Source organism: Bradyrhizobium sp. ma5, assembly GCF_042258955.1.
In the GTDB taxonomy this organism is placed as follows: domain Bacteria; phylum Pseudomonadota; class Alphaproteobacteria; order Rhizobiales; family Xanthobacteraceae; genus Bradyrhizobium.
Window position 1 is genome coordinate 2,644,517 of record NZ_CP170156.1, and the last position, 20,199, is coordinate 2,664,715.

A 20,199-nucleotide genomic window follows, 5' to 3' on the forward strand; every position below is an offset into this window, starting at 1 on the left:
TCAGGTCTTTCCCTTCAGGAAGCCGATGCGCCCGTAAAGCGCGTCGCTTGCCAGCACGAACACGAAGATGATGCCTTGCAAGACCAGCACCGAGGCATCGGGCAGGCCGAGCCGCCGCTGCAACAGGCCGCCGGAGGCCGAGATGCCGCCGAGCAGGATCGCCACCGGAATGATCGCAAGCGGATTCTGCCGCGCCAGGAACGCCACGAGGATGCCTGTGAAGCCGTAGCCCGCCGCGAGGTTGGCATTGGTGCGGCCCTGCACGGCCGCGACCTCGATCATGCCGGCCAGTCCCGCGCTGCTGCCGGCGAGGAAGCAGACGGTCAAGATCAGCTTGCCGACGGAAAGCCCCACGATCTTGGCGGCGCGGATGTTGCCGCCGGCAACGCGCGCGGCGAAACCGAAGGTGGTGTGATAGATCAGGATGTAGGCGGCAACGGCCGCGACGAGGCCGAACACCAGGCCCCAATGCACGTCAGTGCCGGGAATGCTGCCGATCATGTTGGCGGCGCCGATCTCGCGCGTCGACGGCTTGTTGAGGCTCGCCGGATCGCGCATCGGCCCCTCGACCAGGTGGTTCAGAATCGCAAGCGCGATATAGACCAGCAGCAGGCTCGAGATCGTCTCGTTGACCCCGCGATACTGCCGCAAGCCGCCGGACAGCATGATCCAGAGGCCGCCGCCGATCATGCCCGCGATCACCATCGCGATCTGCACCACGATCGGTGCCGCGCCTTGCAACGCCAGCGCCGCTGACGTTGCTGACAGCGCGCCGATCAACAGCGCGCCTTCGCCGCCGATGATCACCATGCCGAGCTGCGCCGGCAGCGCCGTGCACAGCGCGGTCAGGATCAGGGGGGCGGCGCGGGTCAGCGTGTTCTGCCAGGAGAACCAGGTGCCGAATGCGCCGTAATACATGTAGAAATAGAGGTCGAGCGGGTTCTTGCCGTAAAGCGCGATGAAGCCGCCGAACACCGCGAGTGCGCCGACCAGCGCCGCGCCCGGGATCAGGATGTATTCGATGCTCGCGCCGTAGCGCTGGAGGAAGCCGGGATCGGCGGCCGGAGCAACGCCGCCGGCCGCCTCCACCGATTCCGCCGCCTCGGTCGTCACGCGGTGGCTCCGATGACGCCCTCGACCAGATAATCCATCTTCTCGAGCTCGGGATCCTGCTGGCCGCGGTCGGTGCCGCCGGCGATCACCGTCTTGCCCTTGTTGTCGACCAGCGGGCCCTTGAAGATGGCAAACTCGCCGGACATGAACTTGGCCTTGACGTCGTCGGCATGCTTGCGCGCTTCGGCCGAGACCATCTCGCCATAGGGCGAGACCTTGACGATCTCTTCTTTCAGGCCGCCGCGGTAGAAGTTCGGGATCGCTTCGCCCGCGACGATCATCTTGACGAATTTCGGATAGAGCGCTTCCCAGTTCCATTCGGCGCCGGTGAGATAGGCCTTCGGCGCCAGCGGCGACTGGTTGACGTGATAGCCGCACACCATCGCGCCGCGGCGCGCGGCGTTCTCGACCATCGTCTTCGGTCCGTCGACATGACAGGTCAGCACGTCGACGCCCTGGTCGATCAGGCTGTTGGTGGCCTCGGCTTCCTTGACCGGCATCGACCAGTCGCCGGTGAAGATCACCTGCGTGGTCGCCTTCGGATTGGCGAGCCGGGCGCCGAGCGTGAACGCGTTGATGTTGCGCAGCACCTGCGGGATCGGCTTGGCCGCGACGAAGCCGAGCTTGCCGCTCTTGGTCGAATAGCCGGCGACGATGCCGGAGATAAATTGCGCCTCGTCGATGTAGCCGAAATAGCTGCCGGCGTTCTTCGGGTCCTTGTCGCTCCACAGGCCGCCGCAATGCTCGAAGTGCAGCTTGGGAAACTTGCCCGCCATCTTGACGACGTGCGGGTTGTAGTAGCCGAACGAGGTCGGAAACAGCAGCGTGGCGCCGTCGAGATTGATCATGGACTCGATGGTCTTCTCGACCGCGTCGGTCTCCGGCACCTTCTCTTCCTCGACCACCTTGATGCCGGGAAGCTTCTTCACCGCCGCCGCGCCCTGGGCGTGGGCCTGGTTGTAACCGTAGTCGTCGCGGGACCCGACATAGATGAAGCCGACCGTGGTTTCCGCTGCCGCCGCGCCGCGAATTCCGAGCGTGCTGCCCAACGCCAGCGCCGCGCTTCCCTGCAACAAATGCCTTCTTGAAATCCTGCCAAAATCCATCGCCTGCTCCCTCCGGCGGGTCCGGCCCGCCTGTCCTTGTCGCGGCCGCCCTAACGGCAGCGCTTGACGGAGTGTCGCAAGCTTCGTGCCAGAGCACGTTTGGCGATCACCGCTCCGTAAGTGATTGAATGTGAATGCGAATGGTTGTTGGGGTGACAGCGAGCGGAGGCCGGTCGGGGTTATGTTGCCTATTTTATGAGCTATCGATCGTTGTTGTATGCAATGCCGTTAAGCAGTCGCTAACCGCCGGATGGCCGGTGCGAGCCAGGTCGGGGGCGGCGGACAACGCGTGATTTGCCGGCTGGTGAATCGGATCGGGCCTGCTACGAGTGAAGCGGGCTCGGGCGCCGGGTCGGACTGATGGGAAACAGCATGAGCGAGAAGAAACCGTCCGCGAATCCGCCTTCTCTTGGCGACGAGATCGTGGCGCGGATCGATCAGCTCGCAGCGATCTCGGAGACGCCGGAGCATCTGGCGCGCGTCTTCCTCACCGATGAGCATCGCAAAGCGGCCGATCTCATCCTGTCCTGGATGCGCGAGGCCGGCATGAGCGCGCATCTCGATGCCATCGGCAACGTCTGCGGCCGCTACGAGGGCGAGCGGCCGGGCCTGCCGGCGCTGATGCTCGGCTCGCATTACGATACCGTGCGCGACGCCGGCCGATGGGACGGCCCGCTCGGCGTCATCACCGCGATCGCCTGCGTCGCCGATCTGAACCGGCGCGGCAAGCGGCTGCCATTCGCGATCGAGATCGTGGGCTTCGCGGACGAGGAGGGCGTGCGCTTCGCGTCGACCCTGCTCGGCAGCCGCGCGGTGGCCGGCACCTTCGACGAGAGCGTGCTCAACACCCGCGATCGCGCCGGCACCTCGATGCGCGATGCGCTGGTCGCGTTCGGGCTCGACCCCGACCATATCGGCAAGGCGGCGCGCGCCCGCCGCGAACTGCTCGGCTATGTCGAGCTGCACATCGAGCAGGGCCCGGTGCTGGAACAGAAGGCGCTGCCGGTCGGCGTCGTCAGCGCGATTTCCGGTGCAACGCGGCTTGCCGCCAATCTCACCGGCGTCGCCGGCCATGCCGGCACCGTGCCGATGAAGTTGCGGCGCGACGCCCTGACCGGCGCCGCCGAATGCATCGTCGCGATCGAGCAATTCTGCAAGAGCGATGAAGCCGGCCTGGTCGGCACCGTCGGCTATATCAGCGCCATGCCCGGCGCCACCAACGTCATCCCGGGCAAGGTGTCCTTCACGATGGACATCCGCTCGCAGAGCGACATGCATCGCAAGCGCGCCGTCGCCGACATCGTGCGGCAGATCGAGGCGATCGCAAAGCGCCGCGAACTCGCCTTGCAGATCGACGTCACCCACGAGAACCGCAGCGTGCCCTGCGCGCCGTGGCTGAAGACGCAAATCGCCGAGGCGGTTGCGGCCGAGGGCCACGCCGTGTTCGAACTGCCGAGCGGGGCCGGGCATGACGGGATGGCGATGGTCGACGTCGCCGATATCGGCATGATCTTCGTGCGCTGCCGCGGCGGGATCAGCCACAATCCGGCCGAGCATGTCGAGCTCGCCGACGCCGACACCGGCGCGCGTGTGCTGCTGCGCTTCATCGAGAGTTTTCGTCCGCACGCTGCAGTGAATAGCTGAAGCTGCCGCGCCTGACGGTCCACATGGCACCAGTCCTGGCTCCGCCGTCGTCCGTCCGTGCCGAATCCGGACAGATTCGATTGGCATTTTCTGCATAGGTTGGGGCTACTTGCGGCCCGGCCATGAAGCGCTAGACTTGTCCGAACGGGGGGAAGGACATGCGCTCGTCCGTCGTCCAGGACGTTCAGTTCCCAAAACAACCGGCGCTGCAGCTGATCTATGACACTGCACCGATCGGTCTTGCCTACCTTTCTCCCGACTGCCGTTACCTCCAGATCAACCAGCGGCTCACCGAAATCTGCGGCATTTCGGTCGAGGGTCATCTCGGACGCACGGTGCATGATTGCGTGCCCGGACTCGCCACGGCGGTCGAAGGCATCGTCCGCTCGATCATGGAGACCGGAGAGCCCGTGACCGACGTGGAGGTTTACGGCCAGCGTCCGGGCCATAATGATGAGCGCTGCTGGATCACGCATTGGCACCCGCAGCGCGAGCCGAACGGAAGCATCGTCGGCGTCAACGTTGCGGCCGAAGAGATCACCGACCGCAAGCGCAGCGAACGCGAGATCCGTGCCGCCCGCGACGCGGCCGAGAAGGCCTTGCATCATCTGCAGGAGACCCAGGCCTCGCTGATCGAGGCCGAGAAGCTTGCGGCGCTGGGCCGGCTGGTGGCCGGTGTCGCGCATGAGATCAACAGTCCGGTCGGCACCAGCCTCACGGTGGCCTCGGTGCTGGAGCAGAAATGCGCCGACTTCGCTGCCGAGGCCGCGCGCGGCAAGCTGAAGCGCTCCAGCCTCAGCGATTTCATCGAGGTGGTCGAAAGCGCGTCGTCGCTGCTGGTCGGCAACCTCAAGCGCGCCGCGGACCTGGTGCAATCGTTCAAGCAGGTCGCCGTCGATCGCAGCTATTTCGACCGCAGCCAGTTCGATCTCGGCGAGGTGACCGAGCAGGTGCTCTCGAACCTGCGTCCGGCGTTGCCGAAGAACAATCTGGCGCTCGAGGTCGACTGCCCGTCCGGTCTCGCGATGAACAGCTATCCCGGCCCCTACGGCCAGGCGCTGACCAATTTGTTCGTCAATTCGGTCGCGCATGCCTTTCCGGACGGCAAGGGCGGCACCATCACGATCCGGCTCCGCGCGTCAGGTCAGGACCAGGTGGAAATCCTGTTCGCCGACGATGGCTGCGGGATGAGCCGTGATGTGCTGCGGCAGGCCTTCGATCCATTCTTCACCACGCGCCGCGACATCGGCCGTATCGGGCTCGGCCTCCACATCGTTCACAACATCGTCACGAACCGGTTGGGCGGAGAGCTCCATCTGGATAGTGCTCCGGGCATGGGGACGAGCGTGCGGATCGAACTGCCGCGCCTGGCGCCGCAGCGCGGGACCGATGGTTGATGCCGGATCAGCATGATCCGGAAAAGTGCGAAGCGGTTTTCCGAAAAGATCATGCTCAAACAAAGACCTAAAGCGCCTCGCGCTTTAGGCGCTCAGAAGGAAATACTCCCCGGCTTTCGGGCTGGAAAACGTCCTTCCAAGGAACCGGCGCAAAAGGCATTCAACTACCCTTGCTTCCGCCCCCGCCGTTGCGACATTGTGCTGACAGTCCAGATGGTCAAGACGATGAGCGAATCCGCATTCGATCCTTTCGGCGAGCCGGTTCCCGCGGTCGATTCTTCGGCCGCGAACGATGGCGTGTCGAAATGGTTGAAGACCGCGGGCACCAGCGTGTTCTGGGTGCTGGTGGTCGGCATCGTCTTGGCGCGCGCGGTCTATTTCGAGCCCGGCGTGTTCAGCTTCGAGCATGCCGTTGCGTGGGCGCAGGGTCTGTTCGCCGCGCTTTAGCTGACGGCGTGCGCGGCGCCGCCTTCGCAGACCGCGTCTCCCGAATGATCCCCTCGAACGCGACCGCCGCCGGCACGTCCAGCCGGCCGGGCGATTTCAATTGCCAGAGCGTGCGCTCGACATGGACGCCCTTGATCGGGATCACCTTGAGTTTCCCGAGCTTGACCTGATCGTCGATCGTCGCGATCGACACGATGGCGACGCCGACCCCGGCCGCCACCGCTTGCTTGATCGCCTCGGTGCTGCCAATCTCGAGCGTCCGCTGCGGCTCGACCCGGTGGGCGGCCAGCGCCTGCGCGACCACTTCGCGCGTGCCGGAGCCGGGCTCGCGCACGATCAGGATCTCGTCGTTCAGCAGGCGGACGTCGATCGCGCCCGCGGCGGCTGCGAAGCGGTGATCGGGACCCGCGATCAGGACCATCACATCGGTGCGCCAGGCTGCGCTGGTCAGATTCTCGTCCTCGACCGGCCCCTCGACCAGCGCGATCTCGATCTCATGCCCCAGCATCAGCGCCGCGATATCAGAGGTATTGGCGCTCACGACATGCAGGTCGATGCCGGGAAACGCGCGGTGGAACACGCCGAGATATTCCGGGATCATGTAGGTCGCGATCGTCGTGCTGGCGCCGATGCGCAGCGAGCCGCTGTCGAGGTTACGCAGGGCCTGCAATTCGTCCTCAGCGGCACGCTCGGCCGCGAACAGCGTCTCGGCATGGCGCGCCAGCGCCGCGCCCTCCCGGGTCGGCCGCACCCCCTTCGGCGTGCGGTCGAGCAACCGGCAGCCGACCTGCAGCTCGAAATCCCGCACGCCCTTGGAGATCGCCGGCTGGCTGATGTGCAGGAGATCGGCAGCGCGGGAGAAACTTCCACTTCTCGCCACCGCCGCGAACAGGCGGAGCAGATGCAGGTTGAGGGACATAACTTCTCTCTATCAGGGCAGTTCGAAAAGATATTAGCCAAGAGCCGTCCCCGGGCGCATAAAATCTTCTCCGAAAAGAGGATTTCGTGCCGCAACAACAAGACCAAGGGCAGAAGCAGGGCGCGCTGAAGCGCATTTTCCTGCTCATTCCGGGCATTCTGCTCTGCGGGGTGGTCACGATCATCTCGCTCGGCATCCAGGCCGCCGAAGAGCGGGTTTTCGACCACCCGTATATCGAGGCCCTGGTCGTCGCGATCCTGCTCGGGATGGCGGTGCGCACCGCCTGGGAACCCGCCGAACGCTGGCGCTCGGGCATTGCCTTCAGCGCCAAGCAGCTGCTCGAGGTCGCGGTGATGCTGCTCGGCGCGTCCATCAGCTTTGCCGCGATCCTGGCGTCGGGCTGGCTTCTGATCGGCGCCATTGCCGCGACCGTCGTGATCATGCTGGCGGTGAGCTATGGCCTCGCCCGCCTGCTCGGACTCAAGGCCAAGCTCGCGATCCTGATCGCCTGCGGCAATTCGATCTGCGGCAACTCTGCGATTGCCGCGGTGGCGCCCGTGATCGAGGCCAATGGCGACGACATCGCCTCGTCGATCTCGTTCACCGCGATTCTCGGCGTGCTGATGGTGCTGGGCCTGCCGCTGCTGATCCCGCTGCTGAAGCTGACGGCGACGCAATACGGTATCCTCGCCGGGCTGACGGTCTATGCGGTGCCGCAGGTGCTGGCAGCGACCGTGCCCGCCGGCATCGTCTCGACCCAGATCGGCACGCTGGTGAAGCTGGTGCGCGTGCTGATGCTGGGCCCGATCGTGGTCGGCCTCTCGCTGTTCGTGGCGCGGCGGCGCAAGGCAAGCACCAAGACGGGAATGGCCGAGCAAGGGACTGCAAAGGCTGCCTCGATCAGCCCGTTCAAGCTGGTGCCGTGGTTCATCATCGGCTTCCTGGTGCTGGCCGCGCTGCGCTCGTTCCAGCTCGTGCCCGATATCGCGATCGCGCCGGTGACCAGGACGGCGGCGATCCTCACCGTGGTGTCGATGGCCGCACTCGGGCTCGGCGTCGATGTGCGCGTGCTCTCGACCGTCGGCGGCCGGGTGACGGCCGCGGTCACGCTGTCGCTGATGCTGCTGCTGGGCCTGAGCATCGGCCTCGTGCACTTCTTCAAGTAGCCGCGAGGGGTGGCGTGGCTACTCGGCGGCCTTCGCGGTCTTGCCGAAAATCCGTGTCGGCGCGGGAAAGCCGCAGGACGTGCCGTCGGTGATCTTGACCTGATCTTCCCACGGCAGGCGGAAGCGGCCGGACACCATGTCCTGCATGAAGGTGTAGGGGCAATCCATCGCGCCGCCCTTCACCGCGACATAGCCGCGGTGCCAGAGCTGATAGATGTTGTTCTCGACGCCCCAGTTGATCCGTGCCTCGCGCACGAGATCGGGCCGCACCTCGGCGGTGATGATCTCGTCGGCGCGTCCCGTGGTCCCGTGCGCGATGATGCTGCCGTCGAAGTTGACGATCATGCCTTCGCCCATCGAGTCGAACGACCCGTCCGAGCCGCACATGCAGACATTGGCCGTCACCATCAGGTTCTGGAACGCGTTGGCCTGGTTGGTGAAGCGCCAGCTGTCGCGGATCGGCGCGGTGTAGCCTGCGGTGCGGATCATGATCTCGGCGCCCTTGTAGGCGCATTCGCGCGCCATTTCCGGGAACATGCCGTCATGGCAGATGATCAGCGCGATCTTCGCGCCTTTCGGTCCGTCGATCACGGGAATGCCGACATCGCCGGGCTCCCACGGCTCGACCGGAATCCACGGATGGAATTTGCGGTAATAGAGCTTGATTTCGCCGTGATCGTCGATGATCAGCCCGGAATTGTAGGGATTGCCGTGCGGGTTGAACTCCATGATGGAGAAGCAGCCCCAGATCTTGTTGTCGATGCAGGCCTTCTTGAAGGCCGCGACTTCGGGCCCATCGAGCCGGCACATGATCTCCGGATTGGTATCCATCGAGAGACCGTGCAGCGAATATTCGGGGAATACGACCAGGTCCATGGTGGCGAGATTGCGCCGCGCCTTGCCGACCGTCCAGACGATGCGCTCGGTCTGCCGCGCCAGATCGGCCTTGGTCGCAACCACGGGCAGCTGCAGCTGCACCAGTCCGATCACGACGCCGTTGGGTGACTTGTTGAGACCGCCAAGTCCATTCATGCCTGTCCTCCCGTTCTTTCAGACGCGTTGCGTCATTTCGTGAACCGTCGTCGTGGTTTCGCTCGGGCTCCCAGCTAGCAACGATCATGCCAGCAAGATCGGTGGCTGCACAAATGCCGTGTGTGGTGAGGCGGTGCGAGCCGCGTCATTGCGCAATGGCACGCGGTTTGCTTAATCATATGCGGGTCTTCTCGCATTCGAGGCGTGCGTCATGGCGAATTCAAGCGGGACAATCGCGGCGGAGCCGGCGCCGATCACGCTCGACTGGAGCAAGACCGCGCTCGTCATCATCGACATGCAGCGCGATTTCATGGAGCCCGGCGGCTTCGGCGAGACGCTCGGCAATGACGTCAGCCAGCTTGCCCGCGCGGTGCAGCCGATCGCCGCCGTCCTCGCCGCTGTGCGCGACGCCGGGCTGCTCGTGGTCCATACCCGCGAGGGCCATCTGCCCGATCTCTCCGACGCGCCGCCGGCGAAAGTCGAGCGCGGTGCGCCGTCATTGCGCATCGGCGATCCCGGGCCGATGGGACGGATCCTGATCCGCGGCGAGGCCGGCCACGACATCATCCCCGAGCTCTATCCGCAGGGCAGCGAGATCGTGATCGACAAGCCCGGCAAGGGCGCGTTCTACGCCACCGAATTCGGCGACATCCTGCAGAAATACGGCATCGAGAACCTGCTGGTCTGCGGCGTCACCACCGAAGTCTGCGTCAACACCACGGTGCGCGAGGCCAACGACCGCGGCTACCGGTGCATCGTGATATCAGACGGCTGCGCGTCCTACTTTCCGGAATTCCACGAGATGGGCCTGAAGATGATCAAGGCCCAGGGCGGCATTTTCGGTTGGGTCACCGATTCAGCCGCGGTGCTGGAAGCGCTCGCCGGCTAGGGCAAGATGAGATTGGGACGCGGACTCATCAACGCGCAGCCCTGGCCGGATCGAACTGCCTAACCCTTTGCGGCGGGTGCGGGCGGCACCGGCAGAATGATTTCGGAAGCGATCTTCCAGTCCTTTCCGACGCGAAGCCAATTGATGATCATGAGAAACGGCCTGGCTGTTCCATCCTGCCCCGCATAAGAGACCGTGATGTTCATCGGCACGTAGGACTCGGCGACGTCGCGCGTCAGGCCGACAACCCTGAGCTTCGAATAATCCGGCTCGAGCACGACCGGACCGGAGCTGCCGATATCATGCAGCTTTTGATCAACCGCCTCGTTGCCCCAAAACCCGGCCCAGTTCCCCTCGGACGGGATCGCGCTCTTGGCCACCAGCAGGGTTGAGGGCGATTGCCAGAACATCGCATGCAGGGCCTTGAAGTCGTGGTTGTTGGCCAACTCCATCAGCCTGCCAAACTTCGATTTTATCGCGCCGAGGGTCGCAGCATCCAGCGGCTCTTTCCTGACGGCGGGAGCAGCCGCGACAGTTCCGGTGGCAAGAGCCGAGGCAATGAGAGTGACAAGAATCGTCTTGAACATGCAGGAGTTTCCGTTCGATGCGTTCTGCATTCTTTGAGCGAGCGTGCGCGCTCCCGGCGCGAAAGCGCCGGGAGCGGTACCGTCACTTCACGAGCGCTGCCTTTTCGATGACCTCGGCAACTTGCTTCGCATGCACGACGAGCGAGGCATGGCTGCCGGCGACTTCCGTCGTCTGGGCCTTCATCCTGGCTGCGAACGACTTCTGGGCCGCGGGCGCAAGGACTTTGTCCTTGGTGCTGATGACATAGAACGTCGGCTTGTCGTGCCAGGCTGCAACGTCGACCGGGGCTTCGAACGCAACGTGGTTCAACGGAAGCTGCGAGTTGGCCAGGTGCGCAGCAATTTCCGGAGGAAGGTCGGCCGCGACGGCTGACGGAAACACCTTGGGATCGATGTACAAATTGCCCTTCGCATCGGGATGGATCGCGTTGCCGCCTTCGGTCGGCGGGCCGGCCTTTGCCAGCGACGCGAGGGATTCACCGACCTCCGGCGCGAAAGCGGAGACGTAAACGAGCGCCGACACCTTCGGATCGTTACCGGCCTGCGTGATGACCATGCCACCCCACGAATGGCCGACGAGTACGGTCTTGCCGTCCTGCTTCGCGAGCGCCTGCTTGGTGGCATCGACGTCAGCGGTAAGGGAGGTAAGCGGATTTTCGACGAGCGTGACGTTGTAGCCTTTCTTCGTGAGAATATCGGCAACGGGCTGCCAGCTCGTCTGGTCCACGAAAGCGCCGTGCACGAGCACGATGTTGTGGGCTGCTCCCTTGGGCAGCTCGGCGGAATGGACGGAGCCGACCAACGTCGTTCCGGCCAGAAGTACGGTGGCGACTGAGAGGAAGATATTGCGCATTGATTGTTCCTGTTGGCGTAACGGACGAACACGGTCCGGAGGAATGGACAGGCGTTTCCAGCAAGGTCGCGGTTCTTCCATCTGCCATCGGCGAAATGGTTGCCGTACGTGACGTCGGCCCGCCGCGACGTGACCTATTCCGCCGGCCTTTCGGACGATAGAGATCGATCGTCCGTATGTTGTGTCGGATCGTCCGCCGGTCTAATCTCGCCCGCATGGACATACTGGCCCAGGTGCTCGATCGCGTTCGTCTCGGCGGGACGCTGCTCTTTCACTTCGAGCTCGGCCATCCCTGGAATCTGGAGTTGCCGGCGCGCCCCTACGCCCTGTTTCACTATCTCAGCCGCGGCTCGGCGACCCTTGCGCTCGGACAGGGACAGGAAATCCAGATGACAGAGGGCGATTTTGTCGTGATTACTCGCGGCGAGCCCCATGTGTTTTATTCGGATCGCCGGGCCAAGCCTTTGCAGATTGTTGATATCGATCGATCGTCTCCGCGTCTTGGCGTCGTTCGTCACGGCAGTCGTGCAAAGCCGCTCTCGACCATGATCTGCGGCAATTTCACGGTCTCACGGCCGCTGTTCGGCAGCGTGCTGGAGCTACTTCCGCCCGTGCTCCTGCTGAAGCCAACGGCGGACGGTGAGTGGCTTGAAGCGATCCTGCGTCGCATGGTCAGCGAGTCCGCGCAGGAGCGTCCCGGCCAACGCGTCGCGCTCTCACGACTGACGGAAGTGCTCTTCGTCGAGGTATTGCGAAACTGGATCAAGTCTCTCGGTCCCGGAGAAGGCGGGTGGCTCGGGGCGATATCGGACCCGCACATCGGGCCCGCACTCAAGCTGATCCACGAAAACCCGGAGCGGCCCTGGGCCCTGAGCGACCTCGGCCAGCGCGTTGGGCTCGGCCGCTCAGCTTTTTCGGCCCGGTTCACCAAGCTCGTCGGCCAGTCGATGCATCGTTATGTCATCGAACGCCGGATGGCAGAAGCGGCGTTCCTGCTCGAAACCAGCGACGAGCCGATCGCACGAATTGCAAACCGGGTCGGTTACGAGACCGCGGCGGCGTTTTCGAAGCTGTTCCACCGGCATCACGGCCTATCGCCCGGCCGGTACCGAGCAGCTCGACGATCTGACGGCGGAGGAAGGCAAGGGGACGTTCAGGAAGCAGAAGTTGCCGAATGACCTTGGCCCAGATGTCCGTTCATCCCATAGATGACGGTCTGGATGACCCCTGAGAACTTTGGCGCTCCGAAGAGAACCGGTAGTCCCTAGGCTCGGTCGCTATCGGCGGCTTTTGACCCAGAGCAGACCTTCTGCCTTCTTGATATAGATCAAGGTGAATGGACCCCGCCCTGTTTCCTCTCTGAAGGAGGCAGGGAAGGTCCAGCATGTCTATAGACCGTCGCCAAGCACTTGCGGGGATCGGCACCGCAATCTCGACTATTGCACTTTCGCGCGCAGCTCGCGCCGAGTTTGATGGCCCAGTGGTCCGGGCGTTGGAGGGCGGCGAAGACTTCTGGCTTGCCCAAGATGCATACATTTATGGCTATGCTCTCGTGACAATGGAGATGACCCGCCGGGTCATGACAAATGTTGCGTCAGTAGAGGGCACACGCGGGCCGATGGGGCAACTCATCAAGCTCCGTAAGTACCCGGATGCCAGCTTCAAGGACGTCACGGCCCCCAATGCCGATACGCTCTACACAACCGCCTGGATCGACGTGGGCGACGAACCTTGGGTCCTGAGCATGCCAGACATGAAGGACCGCTACTTCCTGTTTCCGATGCTGGATGGCTGGACCAATGTCTTTCAGGTGCCGGGCAAGCGCACGACCGGCACGAAAGCACAGAACTACGCGATCACCGGACCGGGCTGGAAGGGAACGCTGCCCGCTGGTGTCAAGGAATACAAGTCACCGACGAGTATCGTCTGGATTTTGGGTCGCATCTATTGCACTGGCACGCCAGAGGATTACGCGGCCGTGCATGCAGCACAGGATGAGTTCAAACTCGTCCCGCTCAGCGCTTATGGCAAAGCGTATGCGCCGCCGGCAGGTAAGGTCGATACTTCAATCGATATGAAGACGGCAGTTCGCGATCAGGTCAATCGTCTGGACGCTGCAGCCTATTTTACCCTTCTTGCGCAACTCATGAAGCGCAATCCGCCAGCGCCCGCTGACGCTGCCGAGATCGCCAAGTTCGCGAAGATCGGCCTTATCCCCGGCAAGGATTTTGACGCGAGCAAGTTCGATGCTGCGTTTGCCAAGCGCGTCCCACAGGTCGCCTTTGATCGGATCATGCTCCAGTTCAAGGTCAACAAGGCGATCAGAAACGACAATGGCTGGGCGTTCGATGGCGAAGCAGGCATCTATGGCACTAATTATCTCAACCGCGCTCTTATCGCGGCAATCGGGCTTGGTGCCAACCGCATTCAGGATGCGTGCTATCCAACTTCGCAGAAGGACGCCGACGGCAAGGATTACGTTGGCAGCAACAAGTACATCATGCACTTCCCGAAAGGGCGGCTTCCCCCGGTCGGAGGCTTTTGGTCGCTCACGATGTATGACGAGAATTACTTCTTCGTCCCAAATTCGATCAACCGCCAGTCCATCAGTGCCCGCCAGAACCTCAAACCCAATCCGGACGGTTCGGTGGATCTCTACATCCAAAAGGATAGTCCGGGTTCCGACAAGGAGAGCAACTGGCTTCCTGCGCCTGCAGGCAAGTTTGTCCTAATGCTGCGCATGTATTGGCCGAACGAAAAGTCGCCATCGATCATCAACGGAACATGGAAACCGCCACCTGTACGGAAGGTCACAAGCAGCTAGAGCAGTTCAAAAATGCTGCCGGTGACACCTTCCATTGACCAGCTCAGCAGTATCATTGCGACTGTTGCAGCTCCGGCTTTCCTACTTGGCGCCGTTGCGAACTTCATTTCGGTGCTGAGTGGGAGGATAAACCGCGTGGTCGACAGGGCGCAGTTTCTGCACGCCATCCCGGATGACAATGCCTCCAAGGCCTATTTGAAAGCCGATCTATCGCGTCTCAAACGTCGAGCGGCCTTACTGAACCGGGCCTTAATTTGTGCGGTCATCTCCGCAATTTTCACCGGACTTATCATCATCGTCGCATTTGGGAGTGCGTATTACAGGATACCGCACGAATATGGAGTTGCGTTGCTGTTCATAGGCGCGCTTGCCCTGTTTTGCTCGTCATTGATTGATTTGGCACGGGAGACGCGGATTTCTTTGCGCGACAGTGATTTTGAGGTCTGAGATATACGACACAGCTGATGTCGGGATTACGCTGCGCTTCATCCGGGCTACAAGGCTCGGCAGAAGTTCACCGCTCCCTTGGGAGGGGTAATCCCGGTCTGCTGCATGATTTCTGAATATTAGAAATGTATGCCTGAGTTGCCCGACGTGTCAAGTTGCTTGGTCGAACGCCGGCTGCCGGCTACTTTGCATGGGGTTGTTTTCGATATTTTGACCGCGGTCCCCTGCGACGGCCCAACAACTTGCCCTAGCCGCCTTTCACCGCGCCTGCCGTCAGCCCGGCGACGATCTGCCGCTGTGCCAGCACGGTGAGCAGCAGCACCGGTGCGGTCACGATCAGCGCGGCGGCGGCGAGCGGGCCCCAGCTCAGCTGGTCGAACGAGATCATGTTGTAGACCGCGACCGGCAGCGTGCGCGTCTCGCGCCCGGCCAGCACGATGCCGAACACAAAGTTGTTCCAGGAGAAGATCACCGCGAGGATGAAGGCGACCGCGAGCCCGGGCCTCGCGATCGGCAGCGCGACATGGCGGAACACCTGCCAGCGCGTCGCGCCGTCGATCAGCGCGGCCTCTTCCAGCTCCAGCGGCGTGGTCTCGAAATAGCCGATCATGATCCAGATCACGATCGGCACCGTGACCACGAGATGGATGATGATCTGCGGTACCAGCGTGCCGAGCAGGCCGAGCCACTGGAACAGCAGGAACAGCGGGATCAGATACGACAGGCCCGGGGTGATGCGCGCGATCAGGATCACGATCGCCGATTTATGCGCGGCCATCCGCGCAATGCCGTAGCCGGCGGGCACGCCGACCAGCATCGCAAGCCCCGTGGCGCAGCCGGTGACGATCAGGCTGTTGCTGAAATAGGTCAGGAAGCGGTTGGAGGCGAACACGTCGGCATAGTTCTTCCAGGCGAAATGCTCGGGGATGAACACCGGCGGATAGGAGGCGTTGTCGATCTCGAATTTCAGCGACAGCGAGCCCATCCAGAGGAAGAACAGGATCGCCGGCGAGACGATGACGAATACCGACAGCCACAGCCCGATCCGGCCCAGAATATAGCGCGGGTTCATGCGCCGTCTCCGAGTGCCGACGTCCACAGCAGGCGCTTGCGCAGGTAGAGCAACAGCCCCGCCAGCGCCACGATCAGGAGGAAGAACACCACCGCGATCGCCGAACCGTAGCCGAGGTCGTAATAGACGAAGGCGACGCTGTAGAGATAGACGTTGATGGTCTCCGACGCCGAGCCCGGCCCGCCTTGCGTGATCGCGAAGATGATGTCGAAGCTTTTCACCGCGTCGATCATGCGGATCATCCCGGCGATGAACAGGAACGGCATGATCAAAGGCAGCGTGATGAAGCGGAACACCTGCCAGAAATTGGCGCCGTCGATCTGCGCGCTCTCGTAAGGCTCGGTCGGGATCGCGGCGAGGCCGCCGAGCACGATCAGCATCACCAGCGGCGTCCATTGCCAGGTCTCGACCAGCACCAGCGATGGGATCACCGTCGTCGGGTTGAACACCCAGAGCTGCGGCGGCAGGCCGACCAGCGACAGCAGATAGTTCAGCACGCCAAGTTGCGGGTGGAACATCATGGTCCACACCAGCGCGATCGCCACCGGGGTTGCCATCATCGGCATGATGAAGATGCCGCGCAGGAAGCCGCGCGCGGCGAATTTCTGGTGAAACACCACCGCCGCCAGCGTGCCGAACACCAGCGGCAGCACCACCGACAGCGCGGTGTAGGACAGCGTGTGTCCGACCGCCTCGACGAAGCGCGGGTCGGTCGGCAGCCGCAAATAGTTGGCGAGCCCGACGAAGACCGTGGGCGAGCCGACCTTCCATTCCTGCAGGCTCATCCAGATCGTGAACACCCACGGAAAGATGATCACGGCCAGCACCACGACGAGCGCCGGGATCACGAATGGCCAGTAGGACGGCGGACGCCATTCACGCGCCGGCGCGGCGTTGTTCTCGGCCGCCGCCGGCGAAGCTTGTGTCACCACGCTCACGCTTTTTCACTACGCTCCAGGATGGGGCGGAATTGCTCGTGCGCCTTCTTCAGCTCGGTGGCGGGATCGGCGCCCGACAACGTCGCGGTCAGCGCCGCACCGACGATGTCGCGGAATTCGGCGACCGGGATGATGACGGGCAGGCCGAGCTTCGAGATCTTGGCGGAATCGACCACCGACTGCAGCCATTCCTTGGTCTTCACGCCCTTGGCGACCTCGGGGTCGTCGACGACGGAGTTGCGGAACGGCACGCCGCCGCCGGCCTGCAGCAGGCGGGCGCCTTGTCCCCGCGAGACCACCCATTGGCAGAGCAAATAGGCGGCCTCTTTGTTCTTGCTCGCCGCGGGAATGCCGATGCCGTCGCCATAGGTCGACGAGAATTTGCCCTTGGGGCCCGCGGGCACCAGTGTGTAGCCGACCTTGCCGACGACGCGCGAGGCGGCGGGGTCCTCCAGCGGCGGCGCCCAGCCGTCGGCATCGATCCACATCGCCGCGCGGCCTTGCGTGAACGAGGCCATCGATTCCATCCAGTTGAAGCCGGCGACGCCGGGCGGCGCGCATTTCGTCAGCAGCCGCTGATAGAGCTTGGTGGCCTCGATCGCCTCGGGGCCGTCGGTCAGGATATTGCCCTTGGCATCGAGGAATTCGCCGCCATAGTTCAGATAGAAGTTGGTCCACATCGCCATGTTGGCGTTGCGCAGGCCGCGGCCGACGAAGCCGTAGATGCCTTCCTTCGGATCGGTCAGCTTCTCTGCGGCGACCGCCATCTCCTCCAGCGTCTTCGGGACTTCGACGCCCTTCTTCTGGAACAACTCCTTGTTGTAGTAGAGGATGAAATAGTCGACCGACCACGGCAGCGACAGCATCTGGCCCTTGTCGTTGCGCGCATATTGCAGGCCGGCGGCGGAGAAATCGCTCTCGACGAGGTCCGGCAGCGTCATGCTCGGATCCTTGAGATAGCCCGACAGATCGGCGAGCCAGCCGGCTTTCTCGAATTGCCGCTTCTGCACGTGATAGCTCAGGTGCACGACGTCGAAGCTCGGCTTGCCCGACGACAGCTCGATCACGCATTTCTGGCGCTGCTGCTGCTCGGGGACCTGCTCGGATTCGACCTTGATGCCGGTGAGCTCGGTGAATTCCTTGATGTATTTTTGCAGATTGTCGCCGCGCGGCCCCTTGGCGAGGCTGACTTCGAGCGTGGTGCCGGAATATTTTTTCCAGTTGACCTCGGCGCGGGCCGGAAATCCGGTCAATCCAACCGCTCCGGCGGCAGCGGTGCCGGCCAGCATCTGCCGGCGCGAGATCAGGTGATGCGACATGTTTCTCTCCCTGGACGGTTCTTGTTTGGGAGAGATACTAGCGTCTCAACTTTCCGTGCCTAGCCCCTACATGCGCGGCGCCGCTGCATATCGTTGCGCCGCGCATGGTATGGCGGCTATGCCTTGACGAAGGCGAGCAGGGTGCCGTTCGCAGCGGCCGGCGGCACGGTGATGCCGCTGCCGCTCTTGACGCCGGTCGTGCCGAGCGCCTTCTCGGTTGCGGCAAGGTCGGCCGCGATCACGAGGCCGGCGCCGCCGCGCTCGGACAGGCCATCCAGCGACACGCCGGGATAGCGTTTGCCGAGCTGATCCCTGGTCAGGAACACGAAGTCGGCGCGGTCGCCGCCGGACGGCACCGCAACCGCACCGTCGGGATCGTTTCTGACGGCGATATCGATCATCCTGGAGAGATGCGCGGCATCGGCTGCCGGATCGGGCGAGACGATCAGCGCCTGCTTGAGGCGTTTTGCCCCATTGGCGTGCGTCATCAATTCGGGGATCCACACCGTCTCGCGGGTCTTGTGCTGGCAGGCGAAGATCCGGACGCCACCGGGCGCCTCGGCGGTCGGCCACTGGAAGGTGCGGAATTTCGCGGCGGAGACGGTGCCGTTCGGCAAGGTCACCGGGCGCTCGAAATCGGTCGGCCCGATCGGCGGATAGCCGCGTGCGCGAATCTCCTCGGCGCCGGCGGTGGAATCGACGGCAGTGAACGCGATCCGTTCGATGCCTTCGCCGCGCTTCTCGAGGAAGGCGCGTGCCGGAGCGTTGTGTTCGGTCGGCGTCAGCACGCCGAGCAATTCCATGTAGTCGGGGTCGAACATGATGGTGTAATTGCCCGATCCCATATGCGCGCTGTGGGTGCCGCGCGGCGACACGGTGAAGCCGAGCCGCTTGTAATTCTCGGCGGCCTTGTCGAGGTCTTTCACCATGACCACGGCGTGATCGATTCCGATGACGTTCTTGAGTGCCACTTCTTGTCTTCCCGGCTGGAATGAGAGAGTAGAGTAAAGCTAACCAGAACGCGCAGGCCCCCGCAAGAAAGGATCATGATGAGCAGCAATGCCGTGCGCTGGCCCAATTCGCTCTGGGCAGCAGCGACGCCTCCCGGCCCCGAATGTCCCGAATTGACGGGCGTGCAGCAGGCCGATGTCGTCATCATCGGCGGCGGCTTCACGGGTCTGTCGACCGCGCTGCATCTGCGCGAGGCCAATGTCGACGTCGCGATCGTCGAGGCTGCCGAGCCGGGCTGGGGCGCCTCGGGCCGCAACAACGGCCAGGTGATCCCGACGCTGTCGCGTCCCGATCCGGATGACATCATCAAGAGGCACGGCGCCGCCGGCGAGCGCTTCGTTGCGATGCTGCGCGACAGCGCGGCAATGCTGTTCGACGTCGTCAAGCGCTACAATATCGAGGCCGAGCAGGAGCAGGCCGGCTGGGTGCAGCCGGTGCATTCGCCGGGCCGGATCAAGATCGCGGAGCGGCGGGTGCAGCAATGGTCGAAATTCGACGCGCCGGTCGAATTGCTGTCGCGCGACCAGACCAGGGACATGCTCGGCTCGGATGCGTGGTATGGCGGCTTCTGGAACAGGACCGGTGGTCACGTCAATCCGCTGGCGCTGGCGCGGGGCCTGGCGCGCACCGTGCTCGGCCTCGGCGCGCGGATCTACGCCCGTTCGCCTGCGCTCAGTTTCGAGCGCCGCGGCGATCGTTGGGTGGTGAAGACCGAAAAGGGGGAGATCTCCGGCCGCGCGCTGGTGGTGGCGACCAATGCCTATAGCGGCGAGTTTACAAAATCGCTGGTGCCTGAGATCGCGACCGAGGTGATGCCGGTGCTGTCGTGGCAGATGGCGACGCAGCCGCTGTCGGACAATGTCCGCAAGACCATCATTCCCGGCCGGCAGGCGATGTCGGATACCCATGGCGAGCTGTATTTCGCGCGCTACGACGCCCGCAATCGCCTCGTCACCGGCGGCGCCGTGCTCGGCCCGGGCGACAAGACCGGACGGTTGAAGGCGCGGGTCACCGAGCGGTTGCAGCGCCTGTGGCCGCAGATCGGTGACGTCTCCTTCGACTATGTCTGGAACGGCTATGTCGGAATGACGGCGGACTTCCTGCCGCGCATGCATCGGCTGGGCCCGAACGCCTATGGCTGGACCGGCTGCAACGGCCGCGCCGTCGCGCTGACGATCCCGCTCGGCCGCGAACTGGCAAAGGCAGTGCAGGGCGTGCCGGAAAGCGAGCTGGCGCTGCCGTTCACCGAGCCGGTGCAGTACATGGCGCACGGATTGCTGCGCAAGCTCGCGCCCTGGATGCTGGTGCTCTATCGGCGCCGCGATGCCCAGGAACTGGTCAGGGGCGATCGCTTCGAGTTGCTGCGCTGGGCGGAGCATTTGCTCGCCTCGCGTCGCTCGCGGTGAATGCACGCCGACGCCACCTGCGCGGCTTG

General features: G+C 63.6%; 19 protein-coding genes. 9 read left to right on the forward strand and 10 right to left on the reverse strand.

The window, feature by feature from the left end; genetic code table 11:
- The gene (locus ACE103_RS12230; protein WP_375779619.1) at window positions 1-1,113 is read right to left on the reverse strand and encodes an ABC transporter permease; all 1,113 of its coding nucleotides are present in this window, start codon (window positions 1,111-1,113) and stop codon (window positions 1-3) included.
- Window positions 1,110-2,219 (reverse strand): BMP family ABC transporter substrate-binding protein, encoded by a 1,110-nt coding sequence (locus ACE103_RS12235; protein WP_375779620.1) that lies wholly within the window; start codon window positions 2,217-2,219, stop codon window positions 1,110-1,112. The genes ACE103_RS12230 and ACE103_RS12235 overlap by 4 nt, the downstream gene beginning before the upstream one ends.
- Before the next feature lie 372 nt (window positions 2,220-2,591).
- Between ACE103_RS12235 and ACE103_RS12240 the strand changes: the two genes are divergently transcribed.
- From ACE103_RS12240 to ACE103_RS12250, 3 genes are all read left to right on the forward strand, one after another.
- Window positions 2,592-3,863 (forward strand): allantoate amidohydrolase, encoded by a 1,272-nt coding sequence (locus tag ACE103_RS12240; protein ID WP_375779621.1) that lies wholly within the window; start codon window positions 2,592-2,594, stop codon window positions 3,861-3,863.
- Between the two features lie 158 nt (window positions 3,864-4,021).
- Complete coding sequence (locus tag ACE103_RS12245; protein WP_375779622.1) at window positions 4,022-5,260, forward strand: ATP-binding protein; 1,239 nt, start codon at window positions 4,022-4,024, stop codon at window positions 5,258-5,260.
- 12 nt (window positions 5,261-5,272) lie between these two features.
- Window positions 5,273-5,707 (forward strand): hypothetical protein, encoded by a 435-nt coding sequence (locus tag ACE103_RS12250; RefSeq protein ID WP_375779623.1) that lies wholly within the window; start codon window positions 5,273-5,275, stop codon window positions 5,705-5,707.
- On the opposite strand, the gene ACE103_RS12255 is transcribed toward ACE103_RS12250, so the two are convergent.
- Complete coding sequence (locus tag ACE103_RS12255) at window positions 5,655-6,626, reverse strand: LysR substrate-binding domain-containing protein (protein ID WP_375779624.1); 972 nt, start codon at window positions 6,624-6,626, stop codon at window positions 5,655-5,657. The genes ACE103_RS12250 and ACE103_RS12255 overlap by 53 nt on opposite strands.
- Before the next feature lie 86 nt (window positions 6,627-6,712).
- On the opposite strand from ACE103_RS12255, the gene ACE103_RS12260 reads away from it, so the two are divergent.
- Entirely contained in the window at window positions 6,713-7,792 is a 1,080-nt protein-coding gene (locus tag ACE103_RS12260; protein WP_375779625.1) for a YeiH family protein, read from the forward strand.
- 18 nt (window positions 7,793-7,810) lie between these two features.
- Here the strand turns inward: ACE103_RS12260 and ACE103_RS12265 are convergent, their stop codons facing one another.
- Window positions 7,811-8,824: a formamidase gene (locus ACE103_RS12265; RefSeq protein WP_375779626.1), complete on the reverse strand. Its 1,014-nt coding sequence runs from the start codon at window positions 8,822-8,824 to the stop codon at window positions 7,811-7,813.
- A gap of 211 nt (window positions 8,825-9,035) precedes the next feature.
- On the opposite strand from ACE103_RS12265, the gene ACE103_RS12270 reads away from it, so the two are divergent.
- Window positions 9,036-9,713, forward strand: a complete 678-nt coding sequence (locus tag ACE103_RS12270) for a cysteine hydrolase family protein (RefSeq protein WP_375779627.1) — start codon at window positions 9,036-9,038, stop codon at window positions 9,711-9,713.
- A 59-nt stretch (window positions 9,714-9,772) separates the two neighbouring features.
- Here the strand turns inward: ACE103_RS12270 and ACE103_RS12275 are convergent, their stop codons facing one another.
- Together ACE103_RS12275 and ACE103_RS12280 are read right to left on the reverse strand one after the other, a co-directional pair.
- A complete protein-coding gene (locus tag ACE103_RS12275; protein ID WP_375779628.1) occupies window positions 9,773-10,300 on the reverse strand; it encodes a hypothetical protein in 528 nt (175 codons plus the stop codon).
- Window positions 10,301-10,382: 82 nt separating this feature from the next.
- Window positions 10,383-11,153, reverse strand: coding sequence for an alpha/beta fold hydrolase (locus tag ACE103_RS12280; protein WP_375779629.1), 771 nt, complete (start codon window positions 11,151-11,153; stop codon window positions 10,383-10,385).
- A gap of 215 nt (window positions 11,154-11,368) precedes the next feature.
- Between ACE103_RS12280 and ACE103_RS12285 the strand changes: the two genes are divergently transcribed.
- The 3 genes from ACE103_RS12285 (at window position 11,369) to ACE103_RS12295 (ending at window position 14,424) form a co-directional block, all read left to right on the forward strand.
- The gene (locus ACE103_RS12285) at window positions 11,369-12,331 is read left to right on the forward strand and encodes a cupin domain-containing protein (RefSeq protein ID WP_375779630.1); all 963 of its coding nucleotides are present in this window, start codon (window positions 11,369-11,371) and stop codon (window positions 12,329-12,331) included.
- Between the two features lie 206 nt (window positions 12,332-12,537).
- Window positions 12,538-13,977 carry a DUF1254 domain-containing protein gene (locus ACE103_RS12290; RefSeq protein ID WP_375779631.1) on the forward strand — a complete coding sequence of 480 codons (1,440 nt, stop codon included), beginning with the start codon at window positions 12,538-12,540 and terminating at the stop codon, window positions 13,975-13,977.
- A gap of 12 nt (window positions 13,978-13,989) precedes the next feature.
- Window positions 13,990-14,424 carry a DUF2721 domain-containing protein gene (locus ACE103_RS12295; RefSeq protein ID WP_375779632.1) on the forward strand — a complete coding sequence of 145 codons (435 nt, stop codon included), beginning with the start codon at window positions 13,990-13,992 and terminating at the stop codon, window positions 14,422-14,424.
- 247 nt (window positions 14,425-14,671) lie between these two features.
- On the opposite strand, the gene ACE103_RS12300 is transcribed toward ACE103_RS12295, so the two are convergent.
- From ACE103_RS12300 to ACE103_RS12315, 4 genes are all read right to left on the reverse strand, one after another.
- The gene (locus ACE103_RS12300) at window positions 14,672-15,496 is read right to left on the reverse strand and encodes a carbohydrate ABC transporter permease (protein ID WP_223968212.1); all 825 of its coding nucleotides are present in this window, start codon (window positions 15,494-15,496) and stop codon (window positions 14,672-14,674) included.
- Window positions 15,493-16,434 (reverse strand): carbohydrate ABC transporter permease, encoded by a 942-nt coding sequence (locus ACE103_RS12305; RefSeq protein ID WP_223968211.1) that lies wholly within the window; start codon window positions 16,432-16,434, stop codon window positions 15,493-15,495. The genes ACE103_RS12300 and ACE103_RS12305 overlap by 4 nt, the downstream gene beginning before the upstream one ends.
- Window positions 16,431-17,753, reverse strand: coding sequence for a sugar ABC transporter substrate-binding protein (locus ACE103_RS12310; protein WP_223968210.1), 1,323 nt, complete (start codon window positions 17,751-17,753; stop codon window positions 16,431-16,433). Before ACE103_RS12310 ends, ACE103_RS12305 begins: the two co-directional genes overlap by 4 nt.
- 116 nt (window positions 17,754-17,869) lie before the next feature.
- Window positions 17,870-18,724: a VOC family protein gene (locus ACE103_RS12315; protein WP_375779633.1), complete on the reverse strand. Its 855-nt coding sequence runs from the start codon at window positions 18,722-18,724 to the stop codon at window positions 17,870-17,872.
- A 78-nt stretch (window positions 18,725-18,802) separates the two neighbouring features.
- On the opposite strand from ACE103_RS12315, the gene ACE103_RS12320 reads away from it, so the two are divergent.
- Window positions 18,803-20,170: an NAD(P)/FAD-dependent oxidoreductase gene (locus ACE103_RS12320; RefSeq protein ID WP_375781096.1), complete on the forward strand. Its 1,368-nt coding sequence runs from the start codon at window positions 18,803-18,805 to the stop codon at window positions 20,168-20,170.
- Window positions 20,171-20,199 lie beyond the last annotated feature (29 nt).